Below are 18,574 nucleotides of genomic sequence, written 5' to 3' on the forward strand. Positions count from 1 at the left end.
CCGCGTGAAAGCCCCAATAAAATTGCGCCGCCGTGACGCGGTTGAACAGGTTGATTTGCCAGCCGATCTTCCGCCACTGTTAAAGCGGCTCTATGCCAGCCGCGGCGTGCGGAGTGCAGACGATCTTGAGCGCAGCGTCAAAGGGATGCTGCCCTGGCAGCAGCTGAACGGCATCGAAAAAGCCACAGAGATGCTCTACAACGCGCTTCGTGAAGGAACGCGCATTGTGGTGGTGGGGGATTTCGACGCCGACGGCGCCACCAGTACCGCGCTGAGCGTGCTCAGCCTGCGCGCGCTGGGCTGCGAAAATGTAACCTATCTGGTGCCCAACCGCTTCGAAGATGGCTATGGTCTCAGCCCGGAAGTGGTCGATCAGGCGCATGCCCGCGGCGCACAGATGATCCTGACCGTTGATAACGGGATCTCTTCCCATGCGGGTGTCGATCACGCGCATCAGTTGGGGATCCCGGTGCTGGTCACTGACCACCACCTGCCGGGTGAAACGCTGCCGGCCGCTGAAGCCATTATTAACCCGAACCTGCGCGACTGCGATTTCCCGTCGAAATCACTGGCGGGCGTGGGCGTGGCGTTTTATCTGATGCTGGCGCTGCGCACGCTGCTGCGAGATAAAGGCTGGTTCGAATCCCGCGGGATTGCCGTGCCCAATCTGGCCGAGTACCTCGATCTTGTCGCGCTCGGTACCGTTGCGGACGTGGTACCGCTCGATACCAATAACCGTATCCTCACCTGGCAGGGGTTAAGCCGCATACGTGCGGGCAAATGTCGTCCTGGCATTAAGGCGCTGCTGGAGATTGCGAACCGCGATCCGCTCAAGCTCGCCGCCAGCGATTTGGGCTTTGCCCTCGGCCCGCGCCTGAACGCGGCCGGCAGGCTGGACGATATGTCCGTCGGCGTCGCACTGCTGCTGTGCGATAACATTGGTGAAGCGCGCGTGCTGGCGAATGAACTGGATGCGCTGAACCAGACCCGCAAAGAGATTGAACAGGGAATGCAGGCTGAAGCGCTGACCTTGTGCGAAAAGCTTGAACGCAGCGGTGACACATTGCCGGGTGGGCTGGCTATGTACCACCCTGAGTGGCATCAGGGGGTGGTGGGGATTCTGGCGTCGCGCATTAAAGAGCGTTTCCATCGTCCGGTGATTGCGTTTGCACCCGCAGGCGATGGCACGCTGAAAGGCTCCGGTCGTTCGATTCAGGGGCTGCACATGCGCGATGCGCTGGAGCGTCTCGATACACTTTACCCGGGCCTGATGCTCAAATTCGGTGGTCACGCGATGGCGGCAGGTTTGTCGCTGGAAGAGGCGAAATTCGAGGAGTTCCAGCGTCTGTTTGGCGAGCTGGTGACCGACTGGATCGACCCCGCTCTGCTGCAGGGTGAAGTGATTTCCGACGGTGAGCTCGCACCGATGGAGATGACCATGGACGTGGCGCAAATGCTACGCGATGCAGGCCCGTGGGGGCAGATGTTCCCGGAGCCGCTGTTTGATGGCCGCTTCCGTCTGCTGCAACAGCGCCTTGTAGGCGAACGTCACTTGAAGGTGATGGTGGAACCGGTGGGCGGCGGCCCGCTGCTGGACGGTATCGCCTTTAACGTCGATACCTCTGTCTGGCCGGACAATGGCGTACGCGAGGTCGAACTGGCCTACAAACTGGATATCAACGAGTTTCGCGGTAACCGCTCCCTTCAGATCATCATCGACAATATCTGGCCAATTTAGCGGCAGTAATCTCTATAAAAAAGGGCGTGGATTCGGTACAATCCCGCTCTTATCACCGCATTTTGACAAGTCCATAAAAGAAAACAGACCATGTTTGAAATTAATCCGGTAAAAAACCGTATTCAGGACCTCACGGAGCGCTCTGACGTTCTTAGGGGGTATCTTTGACTACGATGCCAAGAAAGAGCGTCTTGAAGAAGTAAACGCCGAGCTGGAACAGCCGGACGTCTGGAACGAGCCAGAACGCGCGCAGGCGCTGGGTAAAGAGCGTTCCTCTCTCGAAGCTATCGTAGATACGCTGGATCAAATGGCTCAGGGACTGGAAGACGTTTCCGGTTTGCTGGAGCTGGCTGTAGAAGCCGACGACGAAGAAACCTTTAACGAAGCCGTGGCAGAGCTCGACGTGCTGGAAGAGAAGCTGGCGCAGCTTGAGTTCCGTCGTATGTTCTCCGGCGAATACGATAACGCTGACTGCTATCTCGACATTCAGGCGGGTTCTGGCGGTACTGAAGCACAGGACTGGGCCAGCATGCTGATGCGCATGTACCTGCGCTGGGCAGAAGCGCGTGGTTTCAAAACCGAAATTATCGAAGAGTCTGAAGGTGAAGTGGCTGGCATTAAGTCCGTCACCATCAAGATCATTGGTGACTACGCCTACGGCTGGCTGCGTACCGAAACCGGCGTTCACCGCCTGGTACGTAAGAGCCCGTTCGACTCCGGTGGCCGTCGTCATACCTCCTTCAGCTCCGCGTTTGTTTACCCCGAAGTTGATGAAGATATCGATATCGAAATCAACCCGGCGGATCTGCGTATCGACGTTTATCGCGCATCTGGCGCGGGCGGACAGCACGTTAACCGTACGGAATCGGCGGTACGTATTACCCACATTCCAACCGGGCTGGTAACACAGTGCCAGAACGACCGTTCCCAGCATAAGAACAAAGACCAGGCCATGAAGCAGATGAAAGCGAAGCTTTATGAGCTGGAGATGCAGAAGAAAAATGCTGAGAAACAGGCGATGGAAGACAACAAGTCCGACATCGGTTGGGGCAGCCAGATCCGTTCTTATGTCCTTGATGACTCCCGCATCAAAGACCTGCGCACCGGGGTTGAAACCCGTAACACGCAGGCGGTGCTGGACGGCAGCCTGGACCAATTTATCGAAGCAAGTTTGAAAGCAGGGTTATGAGGAACCAACATGTCTGAACAACAAGCACAGGGCGCTGACGCGGTAGTCGATCTTAACAACGAACTGAAAACACGCCGCGAGAAGCTGGCAGCGCTGCGCGAGCAGGGCGTGCCGTTCCCGAACGATTTTCGTCGTGATCACACCTCAGACCAACTGCACGCTGACTTCGACGCTAAAGAAAACGAAGAGCTGGAAGCGCTGAACATCGAAGTGGCCGTTGCGGGCCGCATGATGACCCGTCGTATCATGGGTAAAGCCTCTTTCGTTACCCTGCAGGACGTGGGCGGCCGCATTCAGCTGTATGTTTCCCGTGACGATCTGCCGGAAGGCATCTACAACGAGCAGTTCAAGAAGTGGGACCTGGGCGATATCCTCGGCGCGAAAGGTAAACTGTTCAAAACCAAGACCGGTGAACTGTCTATCCACTGTACCGAACTGCGTCTGCTGACCAAAGCCCTGCGCCCGCTGCCGGACAAATTCCACGGCCTGCAGGATCAGGAAGCGCGCTACCGTCAGCGTTACCTGGATCTCATCTCTAACGATGAATCCCGCAAGACCTTCAAAATTCGCTCTCAGATCATGGCCGGTATCCGCCAGTTCATGGTTAACCGCGACTTTATGGAAGTAGAAACCCCAATGATGCAGGTGATCCCTGGCGGCGCATCTGCGCGTCCGTTCATCACCCATCATAACGCCCTGGATCTGGACATGTACCTGCGTATCGCGCCGGAACTGTACCTGAAGCGTCTGGTGGTGGGTGGGTTCGACCGCGTGTTCGAAATCAACCGTAACTTCCGTAACGAAGGTATCTCCGTGCGTCATAACCCAGAGTTCACCATGATGGAACTCTATATGGCGTATGCCGATTACAAAGATCTGATCGAGCTGACCGAATCCCTGTTCCGCACCCTGGCGCAGGACATTCTGGGCACCACGCAGGTCCCTTACGGTGAAGAAGTGTTCGACTTCGGCAAGCCGTTCGAAAAACTGACCATGCGCGAAGCCATCAAAAAATACCGCCCGGAAACCAACATGGCGGATTTGGATAACTTCGATTCTGCGAAAGCGATCGCTGAAAGCATCGGTATTAAAGTCGAGAAGAGCTGGGGTCTGGGCCGTATCGTGACTGAGATCTTCGAAGAAGTGGCTGAAGCGCACCTGATTCAGCCGACCTTTATTACTGAATACCCGGCTGAAGTGTCCCCGCTGGCGCGTCGTAATGACGAGAACCCGGAGATCACTGACCGCTTTGAATTCTTCATCGGTGGCCGCGAAATCGGCAACGGCTTTAGCGAGCTGAACGATGCTGAAGATCAGGCGCAGCGCTTCCAGGATCAGGTTGACGCGAAAGCGGCAGGCGACGACGAAGCGATGTTCTTCGACGAAGACTACGTGACGGCCCTGGAGCACGGCCTGCCACCAACGGCGGGTCTGGGTATTGGTATCGACCGTATGGTGATGCTGTTCACCAACAGCCACACCATCCGCGACGTGATCCTGTTCCCGGCGATGCGTCCGGTGAAATAACGTCGTCCAGACTGAAAAAGCCCCGTGCGATAGTCGCCGGGGCTTTTTTATTTGGCGGCGAAGGCCCGCAGTTTTTCGCGTGCGGTCGTCGCTTCCATCACCATCCAGGGGCTAAAGGCCCACGGTGTGGCATCCAGGGCCTGGAACAATGCGTCCAGATCAACCCATTCGTATGCCATCACTTCATCACTGTTGATCGTCAGCCCATTCGTGATCCTGGCGGCAAAGACCGGGCAAATCTCATTTTCGACGATCCCGGAAGGATCGGTTTCGCAGTAGCGAAACTCAGCGGCGACAGGGGTGATATCGGTAATTTCCGCACCCACTTCGAAGCGACAACGGCGAACAATAGCCTGCTCAATCTCTTCGCCAGATTGCGGATGTCCGCAGACTGAGTTCGTCCACACACCCGGCCAGGCTTTTTTGCTTAATGCGCGACGGGTGATCAGACACTCCCCTTTGGCGTTAAACAGCCAGGAGGAGAACGCCAGATGTAGCGGAGTGTGGGAGGTATGTGCTGCGTACTTTTCCTGAGTGCCAATCACCATTCCCTGGTCATTTACCAAAATAACGTGTTCTTGAATACTCATTGATGCTCCAGTGCTAACCATGCGGATGGTTAAGCACCATCAGCGACGCCATTATACTGCATTCTTATACGAACGGTTTGACCCACAGAGCGGAAAAGGGCTGACCCATTTCTGTTTGGGCTGGTATCATAGGGCGCCATTCACGCTGACCGAGGATCTGTTTTGTTTGCAGGAAGCCTGACGAGAAACCCCATCACTGCTGTTTTCTGCCTGACGCTGGCGCTAATACTGGCAGGCTGTTCAGGGAGCAAATCTTCAGACATGGGCAGCTATTCCGGCGCGGTGTATACCGTGAAGCGCGGAGATACGCTGTACCGGATTTCGCGCGCGACGGGGACCAGCGTGAAGGATCTGGCGCGTCTGAATAACATCTCTCCGCCTTACACCATCGAAGTGGGGCAGAAGCTGAAGGTTAACGGCAGTTCGTCCTCGGGCAGAAAATCCTCGTCGAAAGGCAAAACAGCCAAAGTGACGCCCTCTTACGCGGTGCCGCAGTCCTCCTGGCCGCCTGTCGGGCAGCGCTGCTGGATCTGGCCGGCCAGCGGCAAAGTGGTATTGCCGTACTCCTTGTCCGAAGGGGGTAACAAAGGTATCGATATTGCAGCCGCGCGCGGTACGCCGGTTTATGCATCCGGCGCAGGGAAGGTGGTGTACGTGGGCAATCAGCTGCGCGGTTACGGTAATTTGATCATGATTAAGCATGGTGAAGACTACATCACGGCTTATGCGCATAACGACACAATGCTGGTTAACAATGGTCAGAACGTGAAGGCGGGGCAGAAGATCGCCACCATGGGCAGCACGGGGACGGATACGGTGAAGTTGCACTTCCAGATCCGTTATAAGGCCACCGCCATCGATCCACAGCGTTATCTCCCGGCGCAGGGCAGCAAGCCGAAGTGCTAAGTGATTATTTTATCGCCATTTAGTTGCGAAGAGGCTTGTATGAAGAAGCGTAAGGTCTATAATGCCTTACGCACCTCAAAGCGGGCGTAGTTCAATGGTAGAACGAGAGCTTCCCAAGCTCTATACGAGGGTTCGATTCCCTTCGCCCGCTCCAGATCACTGATAAATAAGCACATTGTTATTTATCAGCTAGTTACTTTACCCCGCTAATGCAGGTATAGCCGTAACTACACATTGCACAATCGCCGCGCCTGTCGCGTGGTTGGTGTGTGGTAGTCGGGAGCACATCACCGCGCTGGCAGTGGTTTCAACGTTCTTACTGCGACAGCCCAACAACGAACAAAAGCCGCCTACTCGGCATAATCCCGAAGACTTTTAGTGAAGCGCATTTTAGCCCGATGCCCCCGTTCTGTCGCCGTCGCGAGACGCCGCAGGGGATAAACAGGTTAATGGTGGTCACGGTACTTGCAGACCATATGCAAGCTCTGCCAGCGGTTCGGCCTCGCTCCCCTTGGGTACATGGTCATCCTGATAAACATCCCTAACTGACATAACCCTGATGAAGTCCCCAGATGCTCCGCTTGTTGTCTTACCACCAACGGGGTTTTATGGATTCTATTGCGGTATGTGTATGGAATCATGTATGTGATAGCTTTGGTACACTGCATAAAAACAAGTACTGCTGGATGGAACACGATGCGCACACAGAAAAGTCTTAAAGACATTTATGAAGCCAGATGCGCAAGGTACGAGAAGCACCTGCACGCTGGTATGGATACCACCTCAATCATACTGAAAGGGCATCTTTTCGTTGAGGAATTGCTTTTTGATATTCTGAAATTGCGTTGCCGGAATAGCGTCCCGATTGAGAATATTAAGCTCGGCTTTAGCCATAAGCTGAGCCTAGTGCATGCTATGTTTGGATCTCATTTACCGGGCGTGGAATTCCCTAAAAATGTTTGGGCTGCTTTGGATAAATTGAACAAGTTGCGGAATGCACTTGCACATAACATTGACTCTCCAAGAGCTGCCGAAGTATTCAAGTAAAGCTGCTGTTAATCGATTCCTGACTGAGAAAGATATTCCGGTGGCGGAGCTGGCACTGCTTATCGATCCGGCTTGGTTCATCATCCTGATGGAACATAAGAAGTTAATGAACGTCCGTTACAGCCGGGAAACTGTTCATGGACGAAGCAACCAGCCATCTGGATGAAGAAAATGAAAAACTTATCAACCGCGCCATATCCGGCCTTGATATGACCCGCATTATCATTGCACACCGTCCGTCGACCATCGCTTCTGCTGACAGAGTTATCTGCCTGGGAACACATCACAGCCCGGAACACAGTAACGAAGGGCATGAATCAAAGGGGATCCATCTATGAAAACTGGCTTTATGAGTTCTCTGCTTGCTTTGCTGGTTCTGGGGGCTGCTAACAGTTCGTTTGCCCTGACACCGGAGGAATCAGTAAAAGAAATCGCCGATCACCTTGAAGAACTTAAACCCATAACCTGGGTTGCTCCGGCAGAAAAATATCATCTGGTGGTATTTATTGATAATCAATGCAGCTACTGCTCTGATGTGGTCAAACATGTTCAGCACTATACAGACGCCGGGCTGACCATGTCATTTCTGACTGTCGCCCCGGCATCTATCAGAGACTCGGTGATCGAGGATATGGCCAGAGTCTGGTGCTCTGGCTTACCCCGGGAAAGCCTGCGTATGGCCATGGAAGGTTTTTTACCTGACAATGACAGTACTCCGGCCTGTCAACACACGATCGTGCAACAATCAGAACTCGCACACCGTGTGGGAATAGAGGTGACGCCGGTAATGGTTGTAATGCAACCTACACCTGTTGTATTCACCGGGAATGTTAAACCGGAATATATACTTAATACGCTCGGTAAGTAGTTGCAAAAGGTCGCGGTTAACAAGCCTCGCCAGGTAATGCAACCAGACGCAGAACTTCCTGCGTCTGGTATTTCCACTGTAGAGCATTCGAGATGGATGTCGCCAGGTAACACTGAAGCATAGAGTTTCTCAAGAACCCCATTATTAGCTTAACAGAACTTACCTCAGCAAAGATTCAATAACGCTACTGAAAGTAATATCTCCACTAAAGTCCTTCAGGGCATTGGTATTGGTTTCCAGATATGCTTTCAGTTTCAGCACTGCTGCCTGCTTGTCTGTCGCCTCTGTTTCAAAATCGATTTTTTCGTATTCTGACGATGTGGATAACTGGTCGGCGTAAACCGACTGACTTACGGCAGTAACAATATCCGCACTACTTTTAAAAAAGACAAACTTAGGCATAGATCTTCCTTAAACCTGCAGCCTGGGTATTGCTGCAGGTTTTCTCATCAATTAACGGTTGGTACCAACATGGTCACGTCCGCCTCCGGTGCATCCACCGCCTCCACCAAACGAACCACCGCCTTGTCCGAAATGATTCGCCTGACTGCCACTCCCGCGATTTGAAGTCTGGTAATCACGGTTCTGTTTGCCGAGTTTCCCCCCTTTGAGCCTGCAGAACCGGATGAGCCACCACAATTACTGCCGCCTGAACGACCACAGGTATCGCCCAGCCCGGCTCCTGCTACCGTACTGTATTGTGAAGAATGGATTTCTTTCATTTGAATTCCTTTTGCAAAAATGAGCGACCTCAGAAGAGCCAGTACTGATTTCGTTAACGGGAGAGGTCCAGTTCAGACCGGTGAAAAACAGTATCACTGTCTGTATCACAAGAAGAGCAGTCAATACTTGCTTCCCACATGCTCGCTGTATTGGCTCTGCAGTTTATCTGTGCTGCTGTCTTTGGTCATATTTAACGGGCCTTAAACACAGGGCTTCCCCTGCGTGGATAAAGGAACTCAGTGATTAACGGCCATCAGCAGAGGTCCGTCCTCTGGCTCCTCCGGAACAGCCACCGGATGAACCAAACGAACCACCGCCTTGTTCGAAATGATTCGCCTGACTGCCACTCCAGCGGTTTGAGGTCTGGTAATCACGGTGCTGTTTGTCTGAACTTCCCCCATTATGACCAGCAGAACCGGATGAGCCACCACAATTACTGCCGCCAGAAGGGCCACAGGTATCCCCCAGCCCGGCTCCGGATACGTTACTGTACGGCGTCTTATCTATAACTTTCAAAAAAAATCCTTTTACAGTTTTTTTAATTAAACCCTGAGCAAATATTGAATCGCCACGGGTTTAACAGACACCTCAGAGTCATTTATGGACTGACCCCGCCCCGGTAGACGATCCTGCCCTATAGTTTGAGCATAGGAGGAGCGTATGGGCACACCACGATTTACACCTGAATTTAAGGAAGAAGCCGTCCGTCAGATAACGGAACGCGGTTATTCCGTCGCCGAAGTATCTGACCGTCTGGGCGTCTCTGCACACAGCCTCTACAAGTGGCTACGGGCTATCAAACCTGATAACAACGAGCAGCATGCCCGGGATTTACTGGAAGCTAAAAGCGAGATCCTGAAACTCCGGGCCAATAACCTGGCACCGAGCATGAGCCGGCGTGGCAACTGCCAGGATAATGCGGTGGCCGAATCGTTCTTCAGTTCACTGAAAAAAGAACGCATCAGGAAGAGAATATACAAAACCCGGGATCTGGCCCGGGCGGATATCTTCGATTGCATTGAAGTGTTCTACAACCGGGCCCGGCGCTACAGTCACCTCGGCGGCGTCAGTCCGGAGGCCTTCGAACAGGCCTCGTCGTGAGGACAGGAAATGTCTACTGTTGTGGGGTCAGTCCAAACACCAACACGGGCAATGGGTGAGAATGCGGGGAGCTTTTAGCTGGGCTGCTGAATATACCTACAGGCTGGATAAAGAAAAGCTCACTGATTACTCTCTTGAACAGCAAGCCCTATTTTAGCTGATTACTGGTTACTGCTGGTTTATGGGATCAGTAAGTGGTCTTACTATCAGAGACCAGGGCGCATGGGGATGTACCGGGGCGTAGATTTGTTGCAGGATGTCCCTTCGCTTTACCAGAAAATCGTAACAGGGAAGGGGCGTTAAACATGAAAAACAAAATGTTGCTGGGTGTTGTATTCCTCTTAACGGGATGCCCTGGGCCAGGTGATCGAATGGTAGATCGTGAATCTACAACGGCATTGATCAAAGATAATCAAGTTTGTGTGTTGTCACCACTGGAGCCGCAGGAACGGATCACTGCTATTCAAATCAAAAGCGATAATAGCGACTCTCTTCACAAGATTTTCGATGACAAGCCTGTTTATGTACCGAAGGGGGAGTGTCTTCCTGTATTTGGATTTAAGTTTACGTCTGGGGAGCGGTATAACTTCGCGTATGACGTCCAATCTGATACGTCAGAATCACATTTAGTCACCGCTGAACTTTCTTACCCTAAAGAATAGGGGCAAACTGCCCCTTTATATTCATTTCAACGCACGTACGTGATCAAGTAAGCGTTTAATGCGCGTATATATCTTTTAATGCATATAGTCTATCACGCTTGCTGAAGCCGCTTAACAACCTGATCGAAGGCTCCCACTTGTAACTGGCATAATCCTTAAATATCAGTAAGATGGGTCAGAAGGTCTTTCGTCGATAGAAGGTAGTTTTGCTGAGAGCCAGCCTGTCTTGAGCCATTGCTGGAGAGCCTCTCATAACGCGTAAGCCTTGTATGCGCACATTTCCTGTGTACGGCATAATCAGTCAGTACCAACTTTCTCGCTTACCCCTGAATTAACCAGACAGGTCTTGTATCGTTTAACGATATAGCGGTATTACAATTACGTTGCCTTTTAATTAAACAGGGATGTGCTTTGCTAATTGCAGGTTGTGGCTCTTCCATGGTGCGCTTTTTCAGGCACCATGATCTTTTAAATTACGTGAATATGCAGCCCTGAATGCGTATTCAGAACCGATATTACCCCACTGGTGTTTATTTGGCATGAAATGAGTGTGCTGCTTCCACTCAGGTACCCTAACCGAAAGCGTGCTGTGTTTCTGGATGGCGTTAATCAAGACGCGTCTTGTTTCAAACCGCTGCCGATATTGAGAGGATATACAACATAACAAAGAGTAATGCCGTGTGTGTTTATTGCCTGTTGGTGTAGCGCATATGTTGAACATGTGCGCTACACAATTTTTTGAACATCAAACTGCCATCCAGCATTCTCACAGAATAGCAGACCGACATTTCTGTAGATTAACCCTTTATCCTGAGCTCTTTGATGCGGAAATCATTCCCCATACTCGCTGCAACATGGCTGACTACCGCGAGTTCAGCCTGACTGCCCGCGGCTTTGAATTTTCCACTCAGGGTTACCCATTCATTCGCCTGCTTCAGTTCCAGGGGGGCGGAAATGTCTTTGCCATCCGCACGGAGTGATATTTTTGGCGCCTCATATTTTCCAATAATGCGTGCCGCTTTCACCGTCCAGGTATATTCATGCCCGGCAGTCAGACCTGTCAGCGTCTTTTTGAGGATTTCGCCGGCATGATTTTTATTGGGGTTGGTAATAAACTCGACGGCCCGCGCGCTGGCGTCAACCAGGTAAAGATCGTGCCCGGCAGGTCCTGCCTGCCAGCTATTCCAGTTATCACGCTCAAAGTTGGTGAAATCTTCAAACGGAGCTGCCGCCGCGGCAGAAATATCCGCCTCGCGATAGACTTCAACGCTGAATTCACCGGCGTTGTCTTTGTACTGGTCTTTGCCGTCGGCAAAAATCAGCGTTAGCGTTCCTTCAGCAGGAACCGACCAGCGGTATTTATGATTACCTACCGGATAATTTTCGTTACCAATGCGTGCCTGAAGCGAAGGATTGCGTAAGGCTAACGTTTCGCCCTCTCTGGGAATACGTCCCTGTGGTGCGGTAAGGGCAAAATTTTCACTTCCATTCCTGGCCCAACCACTGGCCAGAATGGTAATTATCTCTCCCGCTTTGAGGGATATCCCTGTATTTGTTCCTTCGGCATTTTTAGCGTCAACTTTTCCCGACCAGATTAAATTATCGCTCATGTCTGACTCCTGTGACAGCGTGGCGAATACATTCGCCATTGAAAGATAGTCCTGACGAAATGCGTGATTTTAATCACTCAATTCAGCTAACCGCCTGATAATCAGAATAAATGATCTCATGAGAAGCACACACTTCTCATATTCATTACCCGGTTGTTATCGGCTGGAATGAGAATAGTCAGGTGGTATATACAATTCAAAACGCGAAACGCTTTATTAAGGGTTGCGATTTTGTAATCACTTAAAAATAATAAAATAATTATTGCCGAAATAGGAATAATCTTAAGGAGGGAGGAGATAAATACGTCAGGTTTGTAATAGTTTATTCTCCCCATCGTTTACATTGATATTCATGTAAGTACGTCAGGAAATCTGGCACACTTATCACCTGTTACGCGGGTCAAGTTTAAAAATAAACAAATTATCTTTTTACCCATGCAGTGCCCCCTGATATACCTTCCTTCCCTCATACCGGTCTGAGCATTGACCTCGGTGGTCTATACTGGCCAGTACCCAACGCTAAAAGGTGGTGTCATGCATATATTGCCTCCTGTTCGCCCTGAACATTCCATTGAACGTCTGACGGCGATCCTTGAGCCAGTCGCAGAGAAAGTGAAGCTCGCGCCGCGTAAGCGGATCACCTGGAAACACAAAGGTCGCCAGCAGATGTACCTTTTTCAGGACGGGGAGCTTTCACTGCTGCGGGCATCTGATGGGCTGCTTTTAGTCACCGTATTCGAGCCGCATCTGTTTGGCATTGCCGAGATGATCCAGCCGACGCAAGGACATATTTTACGTGCTGAACGGGAGTCTACGATTCTGCGTGCTGATGCCGATGAAGCCGCCGCCCTATTTCGTGAACAGGGCGTCTGGGAAGATGTTGCCGCCTTACTGTCGTATCACACGGCGTATCTGATTTATCGTGATGCCCAGGTCGTGCAGCAACGTACCTATTCTGTGATTCGCAGCTATCTGCAGGAAATGATATTACTGCCCGACGAAACGCGTATGCGCACGAGCATTCTGGAATATATTCAGGATCGTACGCTTCTTTCACGCAGCAGTATTCTCAACGTATTATCTGCGCTCAAACAAGGGCAATATATAGCGTTTAAACGCGGCGGATATTTACTGGAAGTAGGGCATTTGCCGGAGTCATTTTAAAATTTAAAATTAAACAGAAAATGATTTCACGTTGTGCGCTTTTGCCGATATCGTTTGCTCACTGAAATATTCAACAGAGTAAACGGGATTCTTATGAAAAAGACACTTGTCGCATTAATTCTGGCTAACGCTTTTACTGCAACCACTGCATTTGCAGCAGCGGATGCCGGCACCTGGTATAGCGGTGCTAAATTTGGCTGGTCACACTATTTTGACGCCAGCACCGGCTCTAAAGCGAGCGATAATAACAGCGGCTCGAACCAGTATAATATCGATCATGATAATGTCGGTGGTGGGGTATACGCGGGTTATCAGATGACTCCGTGGCTTGCACTGGAAGGCGGGTACGATTATTTAGGTAATATGCAGATGAAAGGCCATCACAGTGCGGGCGCACAAATGAAAAGCCAGGGTCTGCAGATGTCTTTAAAAGCCAGCTATGCCGTGACTGACCGCTGGGATATCTATGGACGTGCCGGGGCGATGGCGTATCGCGCTGAGTCTGATGTGAGTGGTCACAACCGTTTTGATACAGGTGTTCGCCCGCTTGCCGCGGTAGGGACGGAGTATGCGTTCAACAAAAATCTGGCGGGCCGCCTCGAATATCAGTGGGTAAGCAATGTGGGTAACGCCAACCAGATTGGCGTCAGCAGTGACGTGAGCTCCGTAACGGCAGGCCTGACATGGCGATTTGGCCAGCACGATTAAACGTTGTCATCCTTTCAACGAAAAAAGCCCGACTGTTCAGCAGTTGGGCTTTTGGCATTTAACCGGTGACTAAAGGTTGAAGGACCGATTTAATTTTTTGCAGGCCTGTGACATTTTTATCTTTCAGGTATTGCTGATTAATCATGTCCAGCTGTTCCAGTTTTGTCAGCGAGGCGTAGACGGGCTGAACAGCGCTATCTTCAGTAAAAACATCCTTTGCGGTCGCATGCTGTAAATAGTCTGATTTTAGTTGCGTTGTTAATTTGTCAATCTGCGCTTTATTCTCCTGATAAAGTGCAGCAATATGCGATGCCGGAATGACAGGGGATTTTTCTCCCGGTAAAACTAACGGGACCTGCAGATGGTGGATTTGTTCAACCTTATCCGGATGGGAGGTGTTGCAGGCGGTTAATAACGTGAGGCTGAGCAGAGTCAGCAATAATGACCGTTTCTTCATTGGATAACTCAGGGTAAATAAGCGGAACGGACATTATCGTAAACAACAGCAACATCTTCAGATTAAACTTGTTTAATTTTAAATATATCCTCGCGCCTGCGTCGTGACAGGAAAAGCATTAACGCCTGCTCACGGTTTAAAAGAAAACAGGCTGCATGACGCAGCCTGTTTGCTCAGCTTTTCGGGAATATCCACACATGCTTCTCAGGCAGTGAGAGATGGCATTGCTGCGGATCCCGAACCTCATGCCCATAGGCACGGATCACAAAATCATCCCCCGCCGTGCGGAACAGATACTCCCAGCGGTCGCCAAGATACATGCTGGTAAGCAGCGGCAGCTCAAGCTGGTTTTCCCCCGGTCCGTCAACCACTGCCACGCGCTCGACGCGGATCACCGCCGTGGCGTCATCTCCGCTCTGCACCCCTTCACCGGCCTGACCCCAGAGCACCCAGCCTTTTCCTTCAATACGCGCTTTGCCGTCGCGCAGTTCAGTAACCTTGCCGTGCAGGCGGTTATTGCTGCCCATAAACTCGGCGGTAAACAGCGTTTTCGGCGAGCCGTACATCTCCTGCGGTGTGCCCTGTTGCTCAATTTTGCCGTTGTTAAGCAGCAGGATACGGTCGGAAATGGACATCGCTTCGTTCTGGTCGTGGGTCACCATCAGCGCGGATAAGCCGAGTTTGATGATCAGCTCGCGCAGGAACACCCGGGCCTCTTCGCGTAATTTGGCGTCGAGGTTAGAGAGGGGCTCATCCAGTAAAATCACCGGCGGGTTGTAGACCAGCGCCCGGCCAATGGCCACGCGCTGCTGCTGTCCACCGGAAAGCTGGTGCGGGTGACGCTTGCCAAGATGGCCCAGCCCCAGCTGGTCCAGCACATCCTGCACGCGCTGCTGGATCTCTTTGGCCGGGACTTTACGCAGCTTGAGCGGGTAGGCCACGTTCTCAAACACGGTTTTGTGCGGCCACAGGGCGTAGGACTGGAACACCAGCCCCAGGTTACGCTCCTCCGCCGGGACCTCGCTGCGCGGTGTACCGTCGTAAACTTTGTTTTTGCCGATGACAATAGAGCCCTGAGTCGGTTTTTCCAGACCCGCTACCGCGCGCAGCAGGGTGGTTTTGCCGCTGCCGGAGGGGCCCAGCAGGGAGACCACTTCGCCGCGTTTCAGGTTCATGGAGACCCCTTTCAAAACAGGATTGTCGCCGTAGGTTAAGTGCAGATCGTCAACCGCTAATTCAATCATGTATTTTGACTCCGAAACGAAGGGCAATGCCCAGACCTACCACCACCAGCAGGATGTTAATAAAAGAGAGCGCTGCCACAATATCAATGGCACCCGTCGCCCAGAGGGAAACCAGCATCGAGCCGATGGTTTCTGTGCCGGGGGAGAGCAGATACACACCCGTTGAGTATTCGCGTTCAAAGATCAGGAACATCAGCAGCCATGAGCCGATCAGGCCATAGCGGGAGAGCGGGATCGTCACATGGCGGGTGATCTGGCCACGCGTTGCCCCTGTGCTACGCGCGGCCTCTTCAAGTTCCGGTCCTACCTGCAGCAGCGTGGACGAGATCAGCCTCAGTCCGTAGGCCATCCACACGACGGTATAGGCCAGCCAGACGCTGAAAATGGTGCTGCGAAGCGAACGCAGCCAGACGATCAGGTTTTCCCGCATCCAGTCGCTCCAGGTGAACCCGGAAAGCCAGCCCGATTTCAGCGCGTTATCGAGCCACATCGGCAGGAACAGGAACACCCACAGGAAGGCCAGGCCCGCCAGCAGACCAGGCACGGCGCGCGGCACCAGCACGCTGTAATCCAGAAAGCGTGTGGTGTTGTCCGGTTTACGGTGCATGGCAATGCCGACAAACAGGTAGCACGCCACGGCCAGCGCACCGCCAATCACGCCGATGGACATCGAGTTGACGATGGCGCGCAGCAGGTTCGGCTGTGCCCAGATAGTGCGGAACGTGCTGAGCGAAAGCTGGTCCCAAACGGAAACGCCCACGCCCCAGTTGGAGATAAACGCGCGCAATACCACGCCAAGCAGTGGAACGCCGATGGTGACGGTGAGCCAGAAGGCGACCACCGCGCCAGCCACCCAGCGCCATTTGCCCAGCGGTAACGCCCGCGCCTGAGAGGCTTTGCCTTTCATGGTCACGAAGCGGTTGGCGGTACGCATCAGGCGACGCTGCAGCATCACCAGCGGGATGGTGATGCAGATCAGCACCACGGCAACCGCGGCCATCAGGTGATAGGACGGGGTGCCCAGTTTGTTGGTCAGCTGGTAGAGATAGGTTGCCAGCACCATGTTGCCTTCCGGATCGCCAAGCACCAGCATCAGACCAAACACTTCCAGCCCGAGGAAGAACAGCAGCACGATGGCGTACAGGATCGACGGGCGCACCATGGGCAGACTGACGGAGGTCATCACCTGCAGGGGAGACGCGCCTGCAGTACGCGCGGCCTCTTCCACATCCGACCCCACGCTGCGCAGCGCCGACGAAATATAGAGATAGGCGTGCGGGACATGCGTCAGGCCCGCGATGACCACGATGCTCGACATGTCATAAATATTCCACGGTACAAAGCCGATCAGGGCTTCCACCCAGAGGGATAAAAAGCCCACCGGACCGGCGGCCACCACGTAGCCGAACCCCAGCACCATGGGGGAAACGAAGATTGGCACCAGGATCAGCGGTTCAATCAACCGCCGACCGGGGAGATCGGTACGCACCATCAAAAAGGCCAGCACGCCGCCCAGCGGAATGGCGATGATCACCAGCCCGAAAGCGAGGATAAAACCGCTTCTCAATGCCTTGTAGAAATCAGGGTCTGTGAAAATAAAACCAAATGATTCAAGGCTCCACTCTTTTGCCGGAGAAAAGAACGGGGCGGACAGGAAGCTCTGTATCACGATAAACGACAGCGGCGTATAGATAACCAGCGCGGTTATCAACACGACAATACCGCGCGGCAGGCTTTGCCACTTTCTGCGTAATGTATTCATGGGGTATCCCTGGTATTGCAGCCCAGCAAAACGAATTCAGTCAGATGAACAGGCGCGCGGCGACCTGCGCCGCGCACACCGTTTTATTTGCCGGCGGCAGCACGCCACTGTTTGATGTACTCCAGACGTTTTTTCGGCTGCAGGTATTCCAGCAGGCTTTCATCAACCGGGATCGGCTTCAGCGCATTGCCGAGGACTTTGGTCAGGCCATCGATATCATTTTTGCCTTCGATATCGTTGCGAATGGAGGGGATATCCGCCTGATTAGCCAGGATACTTTGCCCTTTTTCAGACAGGACATAGTCGAGCCACAGCTTCGCGGCATTGCTGTTTTGCGCCTGCTGGCTGATGAAGGACACGCGCGATAACACCAGGGTGTAATCTTTCGGATAAGCGATCCCGAGCGACGGATCGTTCTTCGCGCGGGCTTCCGCGTAGGAGCCGAGGATATTAAAGCCGATCAGGTTTTCGCCGGATGACACCCTCTCCATCATCGTGCCGGTAGACGACTGCACCGCCAGGCCGCCTTTGGCGACATCGGCCAGGGTTTTAAAGTAGTTTGGATCGGCCTTGTGATCCTGCACGGAGAGCATAAAGCCCAGTCCCGATTTTTCGATGTCGTAGGTCGTGACTTTGCTTTTGAATTTGTCCGTCTGGCTGGCAATCAGCTTCGCCAGCGCAACGTGAGAATCCGGCACGTCGCCAGCCGGGATCAGGCGTTTGTTGTAGATAAACACCACCGGCTCATAGGTGGTGCCGTACGCTTTATCTTTCCATACCGCCCATTTCGGCAGCTGGCTTTGCTCGGGCGATTTGTACTCCATGGCGTAGTCAGTGGCGAGCTTCAGCCCGGTGTCCATCGAGGAGCTCCAGACCACATCGCCGCTACCGCCACCGGAGGCCTGCTCGCTGATAAAACGGTTGTACAGCTCGGTGCTGTTCATATCGTTGTATTCAACTTTAATGCCCGGATAGCTCTTTTCGAAACCCTCGATCAGCGGCCCGGCGGCTTTGGTATCGGTGGTGGAATAGATGACGACCTTGCCCTCTTTGGTCGCGGCATCGACAACTTTTTGATAGTCGGCAGGGTAGCCCTGCGGCAGGGCAGACAGTGCAGAAGCAGAGAACAGTACGGTAGCGGTAATCAGAGAAATTCGGAATGTGTTCGACATTATAGTTAACCTTTTAGTTACATTTGAGGAACTAATTGTCAACATAGCGTATAGCACCGCCGCCACAACAGGCGGAAGCGGGCCATGATTCCGAAGTGTGATTGTC

Annotated in this window: 19 protein-coding genes, 1 tRNA gene and 3 pseudogenes; 14 read left to right on the forward strand and 9 right to left on the reverse strand. The window is 52.7% G+C overall.

Annotation, left to right across the window (positions count from 1 at the left end):
* Positions 1-4: 4 nt before the first annotated feature.
* The 3 genes from recJ (at position 5) to lysS (ending at position 4,454) form a co-directional block, all read left to right on the forward strand.
* Positions 5-1,738: a single-stranded-DNA-specific exonuclease RecJ gene (gene recJ / locus EKN38_RS06620; protein WP_014833178.1), complete on the forward strand. Its 1,734-nt coding sequence runs from the start codon at positions 5-7 to the stop codon at positions 1,736-1,738.
* Between the two features lie 90 nt (positions 1,739-1,828).
* A protein-coding gene (prfB, locus tag EKN38_RS06625) for a peptide chain release factor 2 (RefSeq protein WP_096927693.1) occupies positions 1,829-2,927 on the forward strand; the annotation gives its coding sequence in 2 pieces (ribosomal slippage) (positions 1,829-1,903 and positions 1,905-2,927; 1,098 coding nt in all).
* Positions 2,928-2,936: 9 nt separating this feature from the next.
* Positions 2,937-4,454 carry a lysine--tRNA ligase gene (lysS, locus tag EKN38_RS06630; protein ID WP_013098608.1) on the forward strand — a complete coding sequence of 506 codons (1,518 nt, stop codon included), beginning with the start codon at positions 2,937-2,939 and terminating at the stop codon, positions 4,452-4,454.
* A 47-nt stretch (positions 4,455-4,501) separates the two neighbouring features.
* Here the strand turns inward: lysS and idi are convergent, their stop codons facing one another.
* Positions 4,502-5,044, reverse strand: coding sequence for an isopentenyl-diphosphate Delta-isomerase (gene idi / locus EKN38_RS06635; protein WP_014833175.1), 543 nt, complete (start codon positions 5,042-5,044; stop codon positions 4,502-4,504).
* 162 nt (positions 5,045-5,206) lie between these two features.
* Here idi and actS point away from each other — a divergent pair, with 162 nt between their 5' ends.
* The 6 genes and pseudogenes from actS to EKN38_RS06665 all read left to right on the forward strand — a co-directional run bounded on the left by actS (position 5,207) and on the right by EKN38_RS06665 (position 7,865).
* Positions 5,207-5,950 carry an amidase activator ActS gene (gene actS, locus EKN38_RS06640; protein WP_043951693.1) on the forward strand — a complete coding sequence of 248 codons (744 nt, stop codon included), beginning with the start codon at positions 5,207-5,209 and terminating at the stop codon, positions 5,948-5,950.
* A gap of 80 nt (positions 5,951-6,030) precedes the next feature.
* A tRNA-Gly gene (locus EKN38_RS06645) sits at positions 6,031-6,104 on the forward strand.
* A 542-nt stretch (positions 6,105-6,646) separates the two neighbouring features.
* The gene (locus EKN38_RS06650) at positions 6,647-6,997 is read left to right on the forward strand and encodes a hypothetical protein (protein WP_014833173.1); all 351 of its coding nucleotides are present in this window, start codon (positions 6,647-6,649) and stop codon (positions 6,995-6,997) included.
* Positions 6,987-7,130, forward strand: a pseudogene (locus EKN38_RS26145) (capsid protein); the annotation flags it as partial. The gene EKN38_RS06650 and the pseudogene EKN38_RS26145, both read left to right, overlap by 11 nt.
* Positions 7,129-7,335, forward strand: a pseudogene (locus tag EKN38_RS06660) (hypothetical protein); the annotation flags it as partial. The pseudogenes EKN38_RS26145 and EKN38_RS06660, both read left to right, overlap by 2 nt.
* A complete protein-coding gene (locus EKN38_RS06665) occupies positions 7,332-7,865 on the forward strand; it encodes a thioredoxin fold domain-containing protein (protein ID WP_014833171.1) in 534 nt (177 codons plus the stop codon). The pseudogene EKN38_RS06660 and the gene EKN38_RS06665, both read left to right, overlap by 4 nt.
* A gap of 159 nt (positions 7,866-8,024) precedes the next feature.
* On the opposite strand, the gene EKN38_RS06670 is transcribed toward EKN38_RS06665, so the two are convergent.
* From EKN38_RS06670 to EKN38_RS06680, 3 genes are all read right to left on the reverse strand, one after another.
* Positions 8,025-8,267 carry a hypothetical protein gene (locus EKN38_RS06670; RefSeq protein WP_014833170.1) on the reverse strand — a complete coding sequence of 81 codons (243 nt, stop codon included), beginning with the start codon at positions 8,265-8,267 and terminating at the stop codon, positions 8,025-8,027.
* Between the two features lie 47 nt (positions 8,268-8,314).
* The gene (locus EKN38_RS06675; RefSeq protein ID WP_043951692.1) at positions 8,315-8,587 is read right to left on the reverse strand and encodes a hypothetical protein; all 273 of its coding nucleotides are present in this window, start codon (positions 8,585-8,587) and stop codon (positions 8,315-8,317) included.
* Between the two features lie 244 nt (positions 8,588-8,831).
* Positions 8,832-9,104, reverse strand: coding sequence for a hypothetical protein (locus tag EKN38_RS06680; protein WP_126521840.1), 273 nt, complete (start codon positions 9,102-9,104; stop codon positions 8,832-8,834).
* A 144-nt stretch (positions 9,105-9,248) separates the two neighbouring features.
* Here EKN38_RS06680 and EKN38_RS26150 point away from each other — a divergent pair, with 144 nt between their 5' ends.
* The 3 genes and pseudogenes from EKN38_RS26150 to EKN38_RS06695 all read left to right on the forward strand — a co-directional run bounded on the left by EKN38_RS26150 (position 9,249) and on the right by EKN38_RS06695 (position 10,351).
* Positions 9,249-9,689, forward strand: a complete 441-nt coding sequence (locus EKN38_RS26150; protein ID WP_014833168.1) for a transposase — start codon at positions 9,249-9,251, stop codon at positions 9,687-9,689.
* Positions 9,690-9,723: 34 nt separating this feature from the next.
* Positions 9,724-9,992 (forward strand): annotated as a pseudogene (locus EKN38_RS25960) (type IV secretion protein Rhs); the annotation flags it as partial.
* A 2-nt stretch (positions 9,993-9,994) separates the two neighbouring features.
* Positions 9,995-10,351: a putative T6SS immunity periplasmic lipoprotein gene (locus EKN38_RS06695; RefSeq protein WP_014833167.1), complete on the forward strand. Its 357-nt coding sequence runs from the start codon at positions 9,995-9,997 to the stop codon at positions 10,349-10,351.
* Between the two features lie 797 nt (positions 10,352-11,148).
* On the opposite strand, the gene EKN38_RS06700 is transcribed toward EKN38_RS06695, so the two are convergent.
* On the reverse strand, positions 11,149-11,961 hold the full coding sequence (locus tag EKN38_RS06700) for a LecA/PA-IL family lectin (RefSeq protein ID WP_014833166.1): 813 nt from the start codon (positions 11,959-11,961) through the stop codon (positions 11,149-11,151).
* Between the two features lie 534 nt (positions 11,962-12,495).
* Here EKN38_RS06700 and EKN38_RS06705 point away from each other — a divergent pair.
* A complete protein-coding gene (locus tag EKN38_RS06705; protein WP_014833165.1) occupies positions 12,496-13,125 on the forward strand; it encodes a helix-turn-helix domain-containing protein in 630 nt (209 codons plus the stop codon).
* A 93-nt stretch (positions 13,126-13,218) separates the two neighbouring features.
* Positions 13,219-13,833 carry an outer membrane beta-barrel protein gene (locus EKN38_RS06710; protein ID WP_014833164.1) on the forward strand — a complete coding sequence of 205 codons (615 nt, stop codon included), beginning with the start codon at positions 13,219-13,221 and terminating at the stop codon, positions 13,831-13,833.
* Between the two features lie 58 nt (positions 13,834-13,891).
* On the opposite strand, the gene EKN38_RS06715 is transcribed toward EKN38_RS06710, so the two are convergent.
* From EKN38_RS06715 to EKN38_RS06730, 4 genes are all read right to left on the reverse strand, one after another.
* The gene (locus tag EKN38_RS06715) at positions 13,892-14,272 is read right to left on the reverse strand and encodes a hypothetical protein (protein WP_014833163.1); all 381 of its coding nucleotides are present in this window, start codon (positions 14,270-14,272) and stop codon (positions 13,892-13,894) included.
* 191 nt (positions 14,273-14,463) lie between these two features.
* Positions 14,464-15,534 carry an ABC transporter ATP-binding protein gene (locus tag EKN38_RS06720; RefSeq protein WP_014833162.1) on the reverse strand — a complete coding sequence of 357 codons (1,071 nt, stop codon included), beginning with the start codon at positions 15,532-15,534 and terminating at the stop codon, positions 14,464-14,466.
* Positions 15,527-17,296 carry an ABC transporter permease gene (locus tag EKN38_RS06725; RefSeq protein WP_014833161.1) on the reverse strand — a complete coding sequence of 590 codons (1,770 nt, stop codon included), beginning with the start codon at positions 17,294-17,296 and terminating at the stop codon, positions 15,527-15,529. The genes EKN38_RS06720 and EKN38_RS06725 overlap by 8 nt, the downstream gene beginning before the upstream one ends.
* 83 nt (positions 17,297-17,379) lie before the next feature.
* Positions 17,380-18,468, reverse strand: a complete 1,089-nt coding sequence (locus tag EKN38_RS06730) for an ABC transporter substrate-binding protein (RefSeq protein WP_014833160.1) — start codon at positions 18,466-18,468, stop codon at positions 17,380-17,382.
* Positions 18,469-18,574 lie beyond the last annotated feature (106 nt).

This window comes from Enterobacter sp. WCHEn045836, from assembly GCF_003965585.1.
Lineage (GTDB): Bacteria > Pseudomonadota > Gammaproteobacteria > Enterobacterales > Enterobacteriaceae > Enterobacter > Enterobacter dissolvens.

What these genes read in the sequence shown, in the direction of transcription:
- lysS (WP_013098608.1), top strand. Translation starts at nt 2,937, where the DNA reads ATGTCTGAACAACAAGCACAGGGCGCTGACGCGGTAGTCGATCTTAAC.
- EKN38_RS26150 (WP_014833168.1), top strand. Translation starts at nt 9,249, where the DNA reads ATGGGCACACCACGATTTACACCTGAATTTAAGGAAGAAGCCGTCCGT.
- EKN38_RS06705 (WP_014833165.1), top strand. Translation starts at nt 12,496, where the DNA reads ATGCATATATTGCCTCCTGTTCGCCCTGAACATTCCATTGAACGTCTG.
- EKN38_RS06710 (WP_014833164.1), top strand. Translation starts at nt 13,219, where the DNA reads ATGAAAAAGACACTTGTCGCATTAATTCTGGCTAACGCTTTTACTGCA.
- EKN38_RS06665 (WP_014833171.1), top strand. Translation starts at nt 7,332, where the DNA reads ATGAAAACTGGCTTTATGAGTTCTCTGCTTGCTTTGCTGGTTCTGGGG.
- EKN38_RS06700 (WP_014833166.1), bottom strand. Translation starts at nt 11,961, where the DNA reads ATGAGCGATAATTTAATCTGGTCGGGAAAAGTTGACGCTAAAAATGCC.
- EKN38_RS06730 (WP_014833160.1), bottom strand. Translation starts at nt 18,468, where the DNA reads ATGTCGAACACATTCCGAATTTCTCTGATTACCGCTACCGTACTGTTC.
- EKN38_RS06720 (WP_014833162.1), bottom strand. Translation starts at nt 15,534, where the DNA reads ATGATTGAATTAGCGGTTGACGATCTGCACTTAACCTACGGCGACAAT.
- EKN38_RS06695 (WP_014833167.1), top strand. Translation starts at nt 9,995, where the DNA reads ATGAAAAACAAAATGTTGCTGGGTGTTGTATTCCTCTTAACGGGATGC.
- EKN38_RS06725 (WP_014833161.1), bottom strand. Translation starts at nt 17,296, where the DNA reads ATGAATACATTACGCAGAAAGTGGCAAAGCCTGCCGCGCGGTATTGTC.
- EKN38_RS06650 (WP_014833173.1), top strand. Translation starts at nt 6,647, where the DNA reads ATGCGCACACAGAAAAGTCTTAAAGACATTTATGAAGCCAGATGCGCA.
- idi (WP_014833175.1), bottom strand. Translation starts at nt 5,044, where the DNA reads ATGAGTATTCAAGAACACGTTATTTTGGTAAATGACCAGGGAATGGTG.
- EKN38_RS06670 (WP_014833170.1), bottom strand. Translation starts at nt 8,267, where the DNA reads ATGCCTAAGTTTGTCTTTTTTAAAAGTAGTGCGGATATTGTTACTGCC.
- EKN38_RS06675 (WP_043951692.1), bottom strand. Translation starts at nt 8,587, where the DNA reads ATGAAAGAAATCCATTCTTCACAATACAGTACGGTAGCAGGAGCCGGG.